Raw genomic sequence first — 15,047 nt, 5'->3', positions numbered from 1 at the left:
CACATGCGCCGCGTGCTCAGAACAGATGCCGCAGCCCCGCCATCATGCCGATCTGCGAGCCCTTCTGCGCGAGGCCGACGCCGTTGACGCCCTGCAATTGCGCGCCGATCAGATCGCCGCGATACAGCGCGTAATCGGCTTCGACATAGACGTCCGTGCGTTTGGACAGGTTGTAGTCGGCGACCAGTTGATACTGCCACGCGGAGCCGTCCTGCGCATGCGTCTTGCCGTCCTGCAAGGTCCGCCACACGTTCGCAGCGAAATGCCATGCGGCGCCCACCTGCTGCGTGATGCCGCCCAGTATCATGCGCCGGCGTGAAAAGTCCGTGTACTTGAGCGCGGCCAGCACGGGGGCCGTGAACGGTCCGTTCGCGAAGTTCGAAAAGCCCGGGTCGTTGCGATTGACGATATAGCCGAGCGCGAAGCGCGTCTGATCCCATGTGTACGACGCGCCGAACGTCCAGGCTTTCGCGGTGCTGCCGTTCACCGAATCGCGCGTCTCCTCGTACGCGCCGCCGAAATTCACGGGCCCGCCGTGCGGCGTATAAGCGGCCGCCGCGCCGAACTGCGAGCCATACGACATATGCCCGGCGACGCCGCCGAACGCATAGGCCGCCGAGAACAACAGGTCATGCGTTCGTGCCTGATACTGCACCTGATTGCTCGTCCAGATGCCGCCCGACATCGTCACTTCGGGCTGGAAGCTGAAGTCGTACGGAATCCACGGATTGCTGCCGTAGCCGCCGATCGTGATGCCCTCGATCAGCACGTTCGGCATGCGCCCGAAAATCAGCTTGCCATACGACGACGACTGCACGCCGATCTGCGCTTCATTGAAGAACGGCAGAGTCGGGTCGCTCTGGCCGCTATTGATGAAGATGCGATTTTCGAGCTTGAAGAAGGTGGACCAGCCACCGCCCAGGTCCTCGACGCCGCGCAAGCCCCAGCGGCTTTCCGACATGCCGCCGTTGCCGAGGCCCACGCTCGAATCGCCCTTCGTGTTCACGTGCGTCATATAGCGGACGCTTTCGTCGACGATGCCGTATAGCGTAACGCTCGATTGCGCGTGCGCCGTCGTAGCCGTCAACACGGGCGCAAGCGCCATGCAGGCGCAAAACAGAAGCCCCTTGCTCACCATCGTCATACCGTCTCCTCAAGCAGCATGCATTCGGACCGAATTGCCAGGGAAAGTCATAAAGCGGTGCGGCGGCCGGCGCGAATGGGCGAGCGCAGGCAAATGCGTAAGATTAATCTGTGTGATGCGTCAGAAAGATAAAAGAAAGCCCGCGTGTTGCGGGCTGTCTACACTGATCCGTGCGAATGCAACGAGCGGCGTTGCATGATCTCCGGCTAACCGCCCGCTGCGCGCGAAACGGCCTGCGCGACGGCCACATACTCTTCGACGGGCACGTCTTCGGCGCGGCGTTGCAGATCGAAGCCGAGCGCCTCGAAATCGACGGTATCGCGATAGCTCGTCAGCGTATTGCGCAGCATCTTGCGACGCTGTGAGAACGCCGCCGTGACCAGGTTGCCGAGCGTCTTTTCATCGACGACGGGCAACTCATGCGGCGCATATGGAATCATGCGGACGATGGCCGAATCCACTTTCGGCGGCGGCTGGAACGATTCGGGCGGCACGTCGAGCAGCTTGTCGATCACATAGCGGTACTGCAGCATCACCGAAAGCCGGCTGAACGCCTTGCTGCCAGGCTCCGCGACCATGCGCTCGACCACTTCGTTCTGCAGCATGAAGTGCTGGTCGATCACGCGCCCGGCGAAAGTGGCGAGATGAAACAGCAGCGGACTCGAAATGTTGTACGGCAGATTGCCGACGATGCGCAGCGTCGGCTTGTCGCCTTCCGCCGCGAGCGAGCCGAAGTCGAACGCGAGCGCGTCGCCTTCGTGCAGTTCGAGCAGATCGCCGAACTTCTTCTTCAGGCGCCCGATCAGATCGCGGTCCAGTTCGACGGCATGCAGCGGCGCTTCGGGCGTTGCGAGACGCTCGATCAGCGGCCCGGTGAGCGCGCCCAGCCCCGGCCCGATTTCGACCATGCGTTCGCCGCGTTGCGGACGGATCACGTCGACGATCGAATCGATGATGCCGAGGTCGACGAGAAAATTCTGTCCGAAGCGCTTGCGCGCAAAGTGGCCCTGGTGCTGTCTGCTTGAACTGTTGGACATCGAAGAAGCTTACGAAAAAGTCACGCGGCGCGGCGGTTGCGCGCCATGGAAACGGCGGTATCGATGGCGGCGATCAGGCTGCCCGCATCCGCGCGGCCCGTGCCCGCGAGATCGAGCGCCGTGCCGTGATCGACGGAAGTGCGGATGATGGGCAGGCCCAGCGTCACGTTGATGCCCTCGCCGAACGTCGCGTATTTGAGCACGGGCAGGCCCTGGTCATGGAACATCGCGAGCACGCAATCGGCTTCGTTCAGATAGCGCGGCTGGAACAGCGTATCGGCGGGATAGGGGCCGCGCGCGTCGATGCCCTGCTCGTCGGCGAGCTTCAGCGCGGGCGAAATCACATCGATCTCCTCGCGGCCGAGATAGCCGTTCTCGCCCGCATGGGGATTCAGACCCGTGACGAGAATGCGCGGCGCGGGCAAGCCGAAATGATGGCGCAGATCGTGATCGATGATGCGCAACGTATCGACGAGCCCATCGACGGTCAATGCCGCCGACACGTCCTTCAACGGAAGGTGCGTGGTCGCGAGCGCGACACGCAGCGGCCGCGCGCCCGTGCCCGCGAGCATCATCACGACGTGCGGGGTATGCGTGCGCTCGGCGAGATATTCGGTGTGGCCGGTGAAGGGCACGCCCGCATCGTTGATCGTGCTCTTTTGCAGCGGCGCGGTGACGATTGCATCGAACGTGCCGGCGAGCGCACCGTCGATCGCGGCGTCGAGCAGGCCGAGCACGTACGGACCGTTTTTCGCATCGAGCTTGCCCGCTTGCGCGGGCGCGGCGAGCGCGTGATGCTGCGTCGCGATGCGGCGCCCCTGCTGCGCAGCCCAGTCGATGCCGATGGCCTTCGCGCGCTCGGCCAGCAGGCCGCTGTCGCCGAGCACCGTGAAGTGCGCATCGGGCCAATGCGCGCCCGCCGCGGCGAGCGCCATCGCCGTCAGTTCAGGACCGACGCCGGCCGGCTCGCCCGTGGTAATCGCGATATTCAGCGGTGCGTTCGAGGGCTGGTCAGCGGTCATGACGGCTCCGGAATTTATTGCATCGATGTGCCCGTGATGGGGCCTACCTTGTAGTCGACATACGCGGTGTCGCGCAGTTCACGCAGCCAGTCGGCATATGCCTGCTCCGCCTTGCGCTGGCCGATGGCCTGACGCGCGAGATCCATCTGCTGCGCAACCGAGCCTTCAGCTTCGCGGCGGTCCAGTACCTGGATCAGGTGGTAGCCGTATTCGCTTCGCACGGGTTCGCTGATCTGGCCGTCCTGCAGCGAGTTCATCGCCCGCTCGAACTCGGGCACCGTCTCGCCCGGGCTGATCCAGCCGAGATCGCCGCCTTGCGACGACGAGCCGTCCTGCGAGTAAGTGCGCGCGAACTTGTCGAAGTCGCCTTGGCCCGACTGGATGTCGCGCTTGATTTCGAGGAGCTTCTCGCGTGCCTGCGGTTCCGACATGCCTTCGCCGACGCGCAGCAGGATGTGCCGCACGTGGGTCTGTACGAGCTTCGTCGAATCGGCGGACGTGGCGCCCTGGCCCGAACGGCGCTCGACGAGGCGCACGATCTCGAAGCCGTCGTTGGTGCGGATCACGGACGGATTGACCTGGCCCGGACGCAGCGTCGAAGCCGCCGTCACGAATTCGGCCGGCAGTTTCGACGGCTGCTGAAAGCCCATGTCGCCGCCCTTCGATGCGTCAGCCGCCTGCGAATTGGCCTTCGCGAGCCTTGCGAAGTTGCCGCCGTTCGACGCTTCCTGAAGCAGCGAATTCGCCTTGGCCTGCGCGGCCTCGATGTCCGTCTGCGATGCGTTGAGCGGCGCCTTCAGGAAGATGTGCTCGAAGTGCAGCTCGGACGTGAGACCCGCCGTCGGCCCGCGCTGGCTCGCAATGTAGTTCGCCACTTCGGCATCCGACACCGTGATCTTGCTGTCCACTTCCTTCTCGCGCAGACGCGACAGGATCAGCTCCGTCTTCGCGTCGCCCGTGAAGGTCGTCCAGGGCACGCCTTGCGCCTCGATGCGCGCGCGGTACATTTCGAGCGGCATGTTGTTCGCCTGCGCGAGACGTTCGAGCGTGCGCTGCAGCGTTGCGTCGTCGACGGTGATGCCGTCTTCGCGCGCCTTCTGCAACTGGATGCGCTCCAGCACCATCTGATTGAGCACCTGCTGGCGCAGCTGATCGGCGGGCGGAATCGGCGCGTGCTGCTGGTTCAGCCGCTTCGTGATCAGGCCGACGCGCATGTCCAGTTCGCGCTGCGTGATGACGCCGTTGTTGACGACAGCCGCGATCGTATCGACGGGTTGCGCGTTGTTGTTGCCGTTCAGCGCCTGCGCGTGCGCCGGAGCCGCCAACAGAATGGATGCGGCCGCAGCGAGGCCGGTCGCGAACGTTGCCAGGCGAAGCTTTTTCATGATTGCCACAGATACTCCAATGATGTCGGGCACGCTCGGCCCGTCTGTCGACCAAAGTCGGCGTGTCGACGGGAGTCGGCGCTTTGGCGCGTACTCCCGTCCCATGCCTTGCTCTGGTCCCATGCAACGCGATTGCGGTCGACGGGAGCCGGCGCTCCAGCGCCTTACTCCGATCCTATGCAACACAGTTGCCTTTCCCTTCTGCGAACGGCGCGGCATCCGTCGTTCGCGACCCGATCGCGCCCCGGTCACTCGTAGTTGTTGAACTGCGATTCGGGCGGCGGCGGAGGCGGCAGCGGCGTATAGCCCGCCACGCTCGCGCGGAACGCGGACATCAGCCCGTTGTCGACGCTCGAAAGCCCCTTGAACGTCAGCTGCGCAAGCACCCGCGTGCCCGCCGTCTGGCCGCCCGTCGAGTTGATCCCGTTTGCGTAGCGCTGGAAGCCGACGCCGAGCGTCCAGCAATCCGCGTCGTATTGCACGCCGAGCAGCGCGTCGACGGCGCGATGTCCCTTCAGGTCGTAATTGATCCGCCCGACGCCGTAAAAGCGGTGCGTCAGCGGCCATTGGCCCGAGATCAGCAGCTGGTTGATCGGCTGGTTGTCCAGCGTCGTGTTGGCCCGCGTGTAACGGTATCCGACGTTGATGACTTTGCCCGATTCCGGGCTGTACCCGAAGCCCACGCTGGTTTTGACCAGCTGGTTGTTGTCCGCATTATATTGGAACGCGGTTTCCGAGGCGAAACCCGCCCCGAGCTTCAGCGACGCGCCGAGAATCAGGTCCGAATGCGTCGCCTGCTCAGTCGTCTGCGACTGGTTCAGCGTCACGCGCTGATCACGGAAATAGTACTGCTGCGCGATCACGAAGCGCGCGCGTTCGTCGCCTGTCGCCGGGTTCAGGAAACGTGTCGTCAGCGCGGCCGTCAGGCGGTTCGCATCGGCGATGCGGTCGTTACCGACGAACGTGTTCGGCGTAAAGATTTCCGCGAGGCCGAAGTCCGACTCCGCCGTATCGAACAGCGGCGCGAAGTTCTGGTTGCGAAATGGCGTGTAGACGTAGTACAGACGCGGTTCCAGCGTCTGGATATAGTCCTCGCCGAAGATGCGCACCGAGCGGTCGAAGATCAGGCCGGTGTCGAACGAGAACGTCGGCACCGACTCGGTGAAGTTCTTCGGCTGGCCGGCAGGCGCGCCCGTGCCGATGTTGCTCAGGTCGTACGACGCGAAGTGCCACTGCACCTTCGGCGTGACGAAGTAGCCGGGGCCGACGACGGAATACGACAGATACGGATTGAAGACGACACGATCGCCTTCCGTCGAGTCCGCCGTCGTGATCCGGAAACGCGTGTAGTCCGCTTCCGCGCCGAAGTCGAAGCCGCCGACGTTGTACTTCGTGTACTTCACGTTCAATTGCGGCTCGCGGCCGTACGGCGCAGTGGACGGCGGCAGAGTCTGCCAGTGCTGCTCGCGCGCGAGCACGGACCACGGACCGTTGTTGTACGTGAGCCCCGCTTCCTGCTGATACAGCAGCTGCGTGCCGTTCAGGAACTGGTTCGTCGTCGACGCCAGGTCTTCCGGATACGTGTTGTCCGAGACCTTGTTGTAGTAGATGTACCCGCCGAAGCCCGAACCGAAGTTCTGGTTGTGCTGGATGTACAGCGCGTAGCGGTTCGTCTTCGTGATCTTGTCGTTGGGCAGAAACTCGCCCGTGATCGACCCGCTATAGGTGGGCGACAGATAGCGGAAATTCGCTTGCGTCTGCACGCCGCGCTTCGACAGGATGCGCGGCGTCAGCGTCAGATCGCGGTTCGGCGCGACGTTGAAGTAGTACGGCAGCGACAGCTCGAAACCGTTGGTCGAACTGAGCGACGCCGTCGGCGGCAACAGACCGCTGCGCCGCGCGCCCGACAGCGGGAACGACAGCCACGGACTCGCGAACACGGGCACGCCCTGGAAGAACAGCACGCCGTTGTGCGCGACGCCGTCGTCGGCGCCCGAATCGAAATCGAACTCGCTGCCCTTGATGTACCACGCGGGGTCGTCCGTGCACTGGCACGCCGTGTACGTGCCGCGCGTGAACACCGAGCGCTCGTTGTCGAGCAGATCGACGCGCTCCGCGCTGCCCGAGCCGCCCGTCGCGTTGAAGTGGTATTTCGGCGAAGTTATGAAGCCTTCGCTCGACTCCACCTTCATGTGCGCTTCAGGCCCCGTAAACACACTGCCGTTGCCCGACAGATGGACATTGCCGTAAGCATCGGCCATGTCCGTATCCTGATCGTAATGAAGCGCGTCCGCCTTGAGCGCCGAATAACCGCGGCGAACTTCGGCCGAGCCTTTTGCGGCGATGTCCTGGTCGGCCGTGCCCGTCGTCGAGTCGCCGAGCACGAAGGTCGCGGGGCTCTGACCGTCGGGCGTCCGATGTTCTTCGAGTTGTGGAGCAAGCCGCAGGCCCCACGGCGCGTCTATCGGCTGCGCCTGCGCCGCCTCTCCCGCCAGCTGCGCGTGCGAGAGCGCGGGCAGCAGGCCCGGCACGGCGACCAGCGCCGCCGCGAGCCGCCTTCTGCGCGGCAGGCCGTCAGAGGAGGAAGTGGTTGGGAAAAGCTTGTTAGGCGGCATGTATCGTTTGGCGTATCGGCTCTGCGGTCAGTTCATCCACCCGGCTCATCGATCACAAGCTGCCGCCCGTGCAGTCGAGCTTCGAATGCACAACTATTGACGATTCATGCAGCGGTAAGGCGGGCGATCCGGGAGATGCGCGAGAACTGACGCGAGTCGCGTCAAAAAAGTCGTGGGGTATTATATGGCAAGACGTTGCCCACCCCGATTTTGTCACCAGCATTTCATGACGCCTCCCCCTGCTTCCTCCGCTTTTTCTGCCACCTCCGCTGCTTCGCGCGCGGATCATCGCCTCGATCTTCTGAGCGCCTGGCTGCGCACCCACACCGACCGCTACGGACTCGAGCTCGCGACGCTCGCGCCCGCGTCCGCCGATGCCAGCTTTCGCCGCTATTTCCGCCTCGCGCGAACGGGCGGCGATTGCGGCGCTGACATTGGCGCGAGCGATCCGGCCCACGCGACGGTGATCGCCGTCGATGCGCCGCCGCCCGAAAAATGCCGTGAATTCGTCCAGATCGCGGGTCTGCTGGCGGACGCGGGCGTGCATGTGCCGCGCGTGCTCGAAGTCGATTTCGATGCGGGGTTCATGCTCGTGACGGATCTCGGCACGCGGTCGTATCTCGGCGCGCTCAACGAAGGCAGCGCCGGCGACGCGAAAAAGCTGATGCGCGATGCGCTCGACGCGCTGATCCGCTGGCAGCTCGCCTCGCGCGAGGACGTGCTGCCGCCGTTCGACGAAGCGTTTCTGCGCCGCGAGATGGAGCTGATGCCCGAGTGGTTCATCGGCCGGCACCTGGGGCGCGAGGTCGACGACAACACGCGCGGCGTGCTCGACCGCACGTTCGCGCTGCTGATCGCGAGCGCGCGCGCGCAGCCGCAGGTCTTCATGCTGCGCGATTTCATGCCACGCAACCTGATGATCGCGAGCCCGAACCCGGGCGTGCTCGACTTCCAGGACGCGGTGTACGGCCCGATCAGCTATGACGTCGCGTCGCTGCTGCGCGATGCGTTCATCAGCTGGGACGAAGAGTTCGAACTCGATTGCTTCGCGTACTACTGGGAGCGCGCGAAGAAGGCCGGCCTGCCCGTCGATGCCGATTTCGGCGAGTTCTATCGCCAGATCGAATGGATGGGCCTGCAACGGCATATCAAGGTGCTGGGTCTGTTCTGCCGGATCAACTATCGCGATAGCAAGCCGCATTACATGGCCGACCTGCCGCGCTTCATCGGCTATGCGCGCAAGGTCGCGGAACGCTACCGGCCGCTCGCGCCGTTCGCGAAGCTGCTCGATGACCTCGAAGGCCGCGCCGTCGATGTCGGCTATACCTTCTGACGGACGGATGAAAAACTTGAACAAAGCGATGATCTTCGCCGCCGGACGCGGCGAACGGATGCGTCCACTGACGGATACCTGCCCGAAGCCGCTTTTGAAGGTCGGCGGCAAGTCGCTGATCGAGTGGCAGATCGAGCGGCTCGCGCGCGCCGGGTTCACGACCATCGTGATCAACCACGCGTGGCTCGGCGCGCAGATCGAAGCGGCGCTCGGCGACGGCTCGCGGTATGGCCTCTCGCTGCGCTATTCCGCCGAACACGAAGCGCTCGAAACGGCGGGCGGCATTGCGCAGGCGCTGCCGCTGCTCGAAGACGCGGGCAAGCCGGAGGTGTTCGTGGCCGTCAGCGGCGACGTGTACGCCGACTTCGATTACGCGGCACTGCGTGTGCCCGCCGCGCGGCTTGCCGAAGCGGCTGATCCGGGCATGCATCTGGTGATGGTTCCCAATCCCGCGTTTCATCCAAAAGGCGATTTCGCGCTGGGCAGCGACGGTGTGTTGTCACTGGAAGGCGCGCCGCGCTATACGTTCGGCAACATCGGGCTCTACGACACGCGGATGTTTCGCGATCTCGCGCCGGGCACGCGTCGCGCGCTCACGCCGTATTATCGCGAGGCGATTGCGCAGAAGCGCGCAAGCGGCGAGCTTTATGAAGGATTGTGGGAGAACGTCGGGACGCCGGCGCAGCTCGATGCGCTCGACCGGCAACTGGTGGCGCAGAACGCGTAAGCGTTAGAAGAGCAGGCACGCGGCGCTTTAGTGCCGCTCCCCATTCCCCTGCTCTTCGACCGCTTCTTCGGCGTGCGCCGCGCGCTCCTGCTGCAACGCCCACATCTGCGCGAAGAGCCCGCCCATCAAAATCAGTTCGGCAAACGTGCCGCGCTCGACGATGCGCCCCTTGTCCATCACGATGATCTGCTGCGCGTGCACGACCGTCGATAACCTGTGCGCGATGATGAGCGTCGTGCGTTCGCGCGCGATCTGATCGAGCTCGTGCTGGATCGCGCGCTCGGAGCGCGAGTCGAGCGCGGATGTCGCTTCGTCGAAAAGCAGAATGGGCGGATTCTTCAGCACCGTGCGCGCGATCGCGACACGCTGCTTCTCGCCGCCCGACAGCTTCAACCCGCGTTCGCCGACGGGCGTTTCATAGCCCTTCGGCAGGCTCTCGATGAACTCGTGAATGTGCGCCGCGCGCGCCGCCGCGATCACCTCGTCGCGTGTCGCCGTTGGACGGCCATACGCGATGTTGTAGTAGATCGTGTCGTTGAAGAGCACGGTGTCCTGCGGCACGATGCCGATCGACGCCCGCAACGAATCCTGCGTCACGCCGCGAATATCCTGTCCGTCGATGCGAATCGCGCCGCCCGTCGCGCGGTCCAGATCGTAGAAACGGAACAGCAGGCGAGCGAGCGTGGATTTGCCCGAGCCGCTATGTCCGACCACAGCCGTCGTCGTGCCCGCCGGGATCGTGAAGCACACGTCGTGCAGAATGGGCCGCGACGGTTCATACGCGAAGCTCACGTGCTCGAAGCCCACCTGCGCGCCGCGCACGGAAAGCGGCAGCGCATCGGGGGCGTCGGGCACTTCGCGCGCCGCGCCGAGCAGCGTGAACATGCGGTCCATATCGGTGAGACTCTGCTTCAGCTCTCGATACACGACGCCGAGAAAATTCAGCGGAATGTAGAGCTGGAGCATGAACGTGTTGATCAGCACGAGATCGCCGAGCGTGAGGCGCCCCGCCATCACGCCTTGCGTCGCGCGCCACAGGATGAACACGAGCCCGATGCCGATGATCGCCTGCTGGCCGAAGTTCAGCGCCGACAGCGAGTTCTGCGACTTGATCGCCGCCGCGCGATAGCGCTTCAGATTTTCGTCGTAGCGCTTCGCTTCCCACTCTTCGTTGTTGAAGTACTTGACCGTCTCGTAGTTCAACAGCGAATCGATTGCGCGCGAGTTCGCCTTCGAATCGAGTTCGTTCATCGTGCGGCGAAAATGCGTACGCCACTCCGTCACCTTGACGGTGTACGTGATGTACGCGGCCAGCGCGGCGAACGTGACGAGCGCGTAATACGCCTCGTACTTGACGACGAAAAAGCCCAGCACGAGACCGACTTCGACGAGCGTCGGCAGAATGCTGTACAGCGAGTACGAAATCAGTTGCGTGATGCCGCGCGTGCCGCGCTCGATATCGCGCGACATGCCGCCCGTCTGCCGCTCCAGATGAAAACGCAGCGAAAGCGAATGCAGATGCCGGAACACTTTCAGCGCAAGCTGGCGCACGGCACTTTCCGTCACCTTCGAGAAGAGAATCTCGCGCAGCTCGGTGAAGAGCGACGTCGACAGCCGCACGACGGCATACGCGACCACCAGCAGCCCGACGCCGCCGAGCAGCACGATGCCGGGCGCATTCGTCGCGCGCCCGAGCGCGGTCAGATGCTGCACCGACGCGAGATTGTCGACGATGCGCTTCATCACGACGGGAACGCCGAGGTTCGCGACCTTCGCGCCGATCAGGCAGCTGAGCGCCAGCACGACGCGCCACTTGTACGTCGCGAGGTACGGCAGCAGCGAGACGATCGTTTGCCAGTCGTTGCGCGGCTGGTTCGAGATCGGCGGCGGTTCGGACGAAGCGGAATAGCGACGCATGATTGCTTTGTGGAGGAGCCTGCACGCTTGACGCGTGACTGATGGGGAATGTGACGGGCGACGCGCCTGAAGCGCGCTGGAGCCTGATGCGCTCCGGCATGCGCTTTCCCGTACAATTCCCGATTGGCGATATTGTCGCAGAAGCCGGCTGGCACCGCTTTCGCAGCGCTGACCCAGCGTCGTTTTGCAGTTCCCGTCGTGCCGTTGTCGTGAGATCCGCCGCTGCCGCTGTCGGCTCAACTGATTTTTATGGATACCCCGATGACCGAGACTCTCCAACTCCCGCAGAAACCCTGCGCGCTACGCGTCGTCCCACAACCGTCGGATGCGAACGTCCACGGCGATGTGTTCGGCGGCTGGATCATGGCGCAAGTCGACATTGCCGGCTCGATTCCCGCGAGCCGCCGCGCGAACGGCCGCGTCGCGACGATCGCGGTCAATTCGTTCGTGTTCAAGCAGCCGGTGTTCGTCGGCGATCTGCTGACTTTTTACGCGGATATCGTGAAGACGGGCAACACGTCGGTCACGGTCGACGTCGAGGTCTACGCGCAGCGTATGAGCCTCGCGGAAGAAGTGGTGAAGGTCACGGAAGCGACCCTCACGTATGTCGCGACGGATAGCGACCGCCGTCCGCGCGCACTGCCTCAGCTGGCCTGAGGTTCGAACATTGGGACCACGCCGGGCGCGCTCGCGCCTGAAGCCGCGTGATCAGGCGTCCGCCGGAGCCACGTCCTCGTTCTCCGCGGCACTGTCCGCGCCTCGCTGCAGCATGTCGGGTATTGCGTCGTGCGGCAGCGGCTTCGCGAAGAAGTAACCCTGCATCTCGTCGCACGCGCGCTCCTTGAGGAAGTCGAGTTGCGTCGACGTCTCGACGCCTTCCGCGATCACCTGAAGATTCAGCGAGTGCGCGAGCGCGATGATCGCCGACGTGATCGTTTCATCGTCCGACGATTCGCCGATATCCGACACGAACGATCTGTCGATCTTCAAGCGGTCCACCGGGAAGCGCTTCAGATAGCTCAGGCTCGAATAGCCCGTGCCGAAGTCGTCGATGGCAAGACCGATGCCGAGCGCGTGCAATTCGGTGAGCATCGTCACGGCTTCTTCCGCGTTGCGCATGATGGTGCTTTCGGTCAGCTCGAGCTCCAGATACTGCGGTTCGAGCCCTGTCTCCGCGAGCACTTGCGTCACGAGCTTCGCGATGTCGCGCTGCTGGAACTGCCGCGCCGACAGATTCACCGACACCCGCGCAGGCGGCAGGCCTTTGTCCTGCCAAGCCTTGTTCTGCCGGCACGCTTCGCGCAGCACCCATTCGGAAAGCGGCCCGATCAGCCCGCTTTCCTCGGCGACAGGAATGAACTGCGACGGCGGAATCAGACCGACTTCCGGATCGTGCCAGCGCACGAGCGCTTCCATGCCGACCACCTGGCCCGTTTCGATATCGACTTGCGGCTGATAGTGCAGCAGGAATTCGTTGTCGCGCAGCGCGCGGCGCAGACGCCGCTCCATGTTGAGCCGCGCGCCCGCCGACACGTTCATCTCCGGCTGATAGAACTGGAACGTGTTGCGGCCCATGTCCTTCGCGCGATACATCGCGAGGTCGGCTTTCTTCATCAGCGTTTCGGCGTCTTCGCCGTCTTGCGGGAAGAGGCTCGCGCCCATGCTGCAGCCGACATACAGCTCCGTGCCATCGAGCCACACGGGCTCCGAAATCGACGCGCGCACGCGCTCCATCCACGCGATCAGCGACTGCTCGTCGACGGTATCCGTCATCACGATCACGAATTCGTCGCCGCCGTGACGCGCGACCGTATCGCTCGCCCGTGCGCAACGCGCGAGACGGTCCGCTACCACCGACAGCAGACGGTCGCCGACGCTGTGCCCCAGGCTGTCGTTGACGTTCTTGAAGCCGTCGAGATCGATGAACACGACGGCCACGCCATTGTGATGCCGCTCGGCGACGATCAGCGCATGTTGCAGCCGGTCGCGCAGCAGGTTGCGGTTCGGCAGGCGCGTGAGGCTGTCGTAGTTCGCCTGATATTCGAGCTGTTCCTGATAGCGGATCAGCGCGGTCACGTCGTTGATGACGGCGATGTGGTGCGTGGTTTGTCCGTCGGTATCGGGCACGGGCGCGATATACAGCTGATTCCAGAACAGCGCGCCGTCCTTGCGGTAATTGCGCAGCACCGCGCTCACCTCACGGTTCGCCGCCAGCGCCTGACGGATCGCCGCGATGCCGTCCTGATCGCGGTCGTCGCGCTGCAACAGGCGGCAGTCCTGGCCGATCACTTCCTGCGGATCGTAGCCCGTGATGCGCTTGAATGCCGGGTTCACGTATTCGATCAGATTGCCTTCGTTCGAAGGTGCGGTGATCAGAATCGCGTTGACGCTCGCATCGAGCGCGCGGCTTTGCAGACGCAGCGCGAGATCGGCGCGCTTGCGCTCCGTGATGTCCGTGTACGAGCCGAGCACGCCGATCACGCGGCCCTCGCCGTCGGTGAAAGGCAGCTTGCTCGTCATCGTCGTGCGATGCACGCCGTCGATCACCACGTCGACTTCGAAGTTCATCTTCGGCACGCCCGAGTTCATCACCTCGAGATCGTGGCGATGCAACTCATTGGCGAATGCGCGCCACGGCATGTCTTCGTCGAGCTTGCCGATCACCTGCTCCGGGTACGCGAGCCCCGCATCGCGCGCGAACGCCATATTGCAGCCGAGATAGCGCAAATCCTTGCCCTTCCAGAAGATGCGCTGCGGGATGTTGTCGATCACCGTTTCGAGCATCTGGTTCGAACGCTGCGCTTCGGCTTCGGCGTTGATCTGTTCGGTCACGTCGTCGGCGAGCACGAAGAGCGCGGGGCGGCCCACGAACGTCATCGCGTGATACGAGATGTCGGCGCTGATCAGCGAGCCGTCCTTGCGGCGGTGATGCCAGATGCCCGCCATCGTGCGCGGGCCGCCCGGCGTCGCGTCGCTGCGCAGCAGATGCGAATCGAACCGCGCGAGCTCGGAACCCGGGCGGATGTCGCGGACCGTCATCGACAGAAAGTCGCTCTCCGTGTAGCCGTACTGCTGGACGGCCGCCGCATTGACGGCGAGAAAGCGCAGCGTTTCGCGGTCGAAGATGTACATCGGCACGGGATGTTCTTCGAACAGCCCGCGAAAACGCTCGTCGTTCCGATGCAGCGCCTTCGCGATGCGCAGCTTTTCGCGCGCGACGTTTTCGCGCGCGCCGAACGTGTAGATCAGGAGCCCGCTGCCCGCGAGCATCGTCAGGATGAGGACGAGCGTCGCGTACTGCGTGTCGCGCATCGATTCGTCGAGCGCAGCCTTCAGCGCGCGGTCCTCCTCGTCGCGCAGCCGGCCGATGCTCTCGTCGATCTGGTCGGATTCCATGCCAAGGCGCGTGTACGCCTGTGCCGCCCAGGCGCGCGCGCCGTCTTCCTCGAGCGCCATCGTCCGATCGAGCGCGAGCGCGATGTCCTGCTGGAGACGACCGCCGTCGGCCGTGAGCCGGCCAAACTCGGCGGCGATTGCCGGTTCGCTCGCCAACTGGTCTCGCAGCGTCTTTTCGAGCTTCGCCAGCGTCGCGGACATCGCCGATCCTTCATTCGCGGGGGCCGGCACGCCCGCCGCCTCGTAGCGGCCGAGCACGGACAGGCCGTGATCGAGCGTCCCGCGATACGCTTCGAGATTCTCGCGAATGGCCGTCGAGCGGACCGTTCGCTCGTCGGCGTCGCGCTGTCCGCGAATCTGCGTATACGCGACGAAGGCGTTCGCGCCGACAGCCGCGGCAACGACCGCCAGGTTGATCAGCAGCCGCTTCGATAGGAAAGAGATCATAGGTTCCGAACGTCGTTCGATCCT

At 64.2% G+C, this 15,047-nt stretch carries 10 protein-coding genes; 3 read left to right on the top strand and 7 right to left on the bottom strand.

Annotation, left to right across the window (positions count from 1 at the left end; genetic code table 11):
• Positions 1-16: 16 nt before the first annotated feature.
• The 5 genes from AB4Y32_RS02315 to AB4Y32_RS02295 all read right to left on the bottom strand — a co-directional run bounded on the left by AB4Y32_RS02315 (position 17) and on the right by AB4Y32_RS02295 (position 7,203).
• Positions 17-1,144 (bottom strand): porin, encoded by a 1,128-nt coding sequence (locus AB4Y32_RS02315; RefSeq protein ID WP_368719780.1) that lies wholly within the window; start codon positions 1,142-1,144, stop codon positions 17-19.
• 206 nt (positions 1,145-1,350) lie between these two features.
• Positions 1,351-2,181 (bottom strand): 16S rRNA (adenine(1518)-N(6)/adenine(1519)-N(6))-dimethyltransferase RsmA, encoded by an 831-nt coding sequence (rsmA, locus tag AB4Y32_RS02310; protein WP_087734071.1) that lies wholly within the window; start codon positions 2,179-2,181, stop codon positions 1,351-1,353.
• Between the two features lie 20 nt (positions 2,182-2,201).
• Positions 2,202-3,203: a 4-hydroxythreonine-4-phosphate dehydrogenase PdxA gene (pdxA, locus tag AB4Y32_RS02305; RefSeq protein ID WP_368719779.1), complete on the bottom strand. Its 1,002-nt coding sequence runs from the start codon at positions 3,201-3,203 to the stop codon at positions 2,202-2,204.
• A 14-nt stretch (positions 3,204-3,217) separates the two neighbouring features.
• Entirely contained in the window at positions 3,218-4,597 is a 1,380-nt protein-coding gene (locus AB4Y32_RS02300; RefSeq protein ID WP_368719778.1) for a peptidylprolyl isomerase, read from the bottom strand.
• A gap of 239 nt (positions 4,598-4,836) precedes the next feature.
• Positions 4,837-7,203 carry an LPS-assembly protein LptD gene (locus AB4Y32_RS02295; protein ID WP_368719777.1) on the bottom strand — a complete coding sequence of 789 codons (2,367 nt, stop codon included), beginning with the start codon at positions 7,201-7,203 and terminating at the stop codon, positions 4,837-4,839.
• A gap of 226 nt (positions 7,204-7,429) precedes the next feature.
• Between AB4Y32_RS02295 and AB4Y32_RS02290 the strand changes: the two genes are divergently transcribed.
• Together AB4Y32_RS02290 and murU are read left to right on the top strand one after the other, a co-directional pair.
• Complete coding sequence (locus AB4Y32_RS02290) at positions 7,430-8,536, top strand: aminoglycoside phosphotransferase family protein (RefSeq protein WP_368719776.1); 1,107 nt, start codon at positions 7,430-7,432, stop codon at positions 8,534-8,536.
• 7 nt (positions 8,537-8,543) lie between these two features.
• The gene (murU, locus tag AB4Y32_RS02285; RefSeq protein WP_368719775.1) at positions 8,544-9,263 is read left to right on the top strand and encodes an N-acetylmuramate alpha-1-phosphate uridylyltransferase MurU; all 720 of its coding nucleotides are present in this window, start codon (positions 8,544-8,546) and stop codon (positions 9,261-9,263) included.
• 27 nt (positions 9,264-9,290) lie between these two features.
• Here the strand turns inward: murU and AB4Y32_RS02280 are convergent, their stop codons facing one another.
• Complete coding sequence (locus AB4Y32_RS02280; RefSeq protein ID WP_368719774.1) at positions 9,291-11,180, bottom strand: ABC transporter ATP-binding protein/permease; 1,890 nt, start codon at positions 11,178-11,180, stop codon at positions 9,291-9,293.
• Positions 11,181-11,441: 261 nt separating this feature from the next.
• Here AB4Y32_RS02280 and AB4Y32_RS02275 point away from each other — a divergent pair, with 261 nt between their 5' ends.
• Positions 11,442-11,837, top strand: a complete 396-nt coding sequence (locus AB4Y32_RS02275) for an acyl-CoA thioesterase (protein WP_368719773.1) — start codon at positions 11,442-11,444, stop codon at positions 11,835-11,837.
• Positions 11,838-11,888: 51 nt separating this feature from the next.
• On the opposite strand, the gene AB4Y32_RS02270 is transcribed toward AB4Y32_RS02275, so the two are convergent.
• Complete coding sequence (locus AB4Y32_RS02270; protein ID WP_368719772.1) at positions 11,889-15,023, bottom strand: sensor domain-containing protein; 3,135 nt, start codon at positions 15,021-15,023, stop codon at positions 11,889-11,891.
• Positions 15,024-15,047: the final 24 nt, after the last annotated feature.

Origin of the sequence: Paraburkholderia phymatum, from assembly GCF_040965635.1 — a bacterium.
Classification (GTDB): Bacteria; Pseudomonadota; Gammaproteobacteria; order Burkholderiales; family Burkholderiaceae; genus Paraburkholderia; species Paraburkholderia phymatum_B.
Note: the sequence above shows the minus strand (reverse complement) of the source record. Positions and strands in the feature narration are given on the sequence as shown.

Coding starts and splice junctions, on each gene's coding strand:
- AB4Y32_RS02280 (WP_368719774.1), bottom strand. CDS start 11,180: ATGCGTCGCTATTCCGCTTCGTCCGAACCGCCGCCGATCTCGAACCAG.
- pdxA (WP_368719779.1), bottom strand. CDS start 3,203: ATGACCGCTGACCAGCCCTCGAACGCACCGCTGAATATCGCGATTACC.
- AB4Y32_RS02290 (WP_368719776.1), top strand. CDS start 7,430: ATGACGCCTCCCCCTGCTTCCTCCGCTTTTTCTGCCACCTCCGCTGCT.
- murU (WP_368719775.1), top strand. CDS start 8,544: ATGAAAAACTTGAACAAAGCGATGATCTTCGCCGCCGGACGCGGCGAA.
- rsmA (WP_087734071.1), bottom strand. CDS start 2,181: ATGTCCAACAGTTCAAGCAGACAGCACCAGGGCCACTTTGCGCGCAAG.
- AB4Y32_RS02275 (WP_368719773.1), top strand. CDS start 11,442: ATGACCGAGACTCTCCAACTCCCGCAGAAACCCTGCGCGCTACGCGTC.
- AB4Y32_RS02295 (WP_368719777.1), bottom strand. CDS start 7,203: ATGCCGCCTAACAAGCTTTTCCCAACCACTTCCTCCTCTGACGGCCTG.
- AB4Y32_RS02270 (WP_368719772.1), bottom strand. CDS start 15,023: ATGATCTCTTTCCTATCGAAGCGGCTGCTGATCAACCTGGCGGTCGTT.
- AB4Y32_RS02315 (WP_368719780.1), bottom strand. CDS start 1,144: ATGACGATGGTGAGCAAGGGGCTTCTGTTTTGCGCCTGCATGGCGCTT.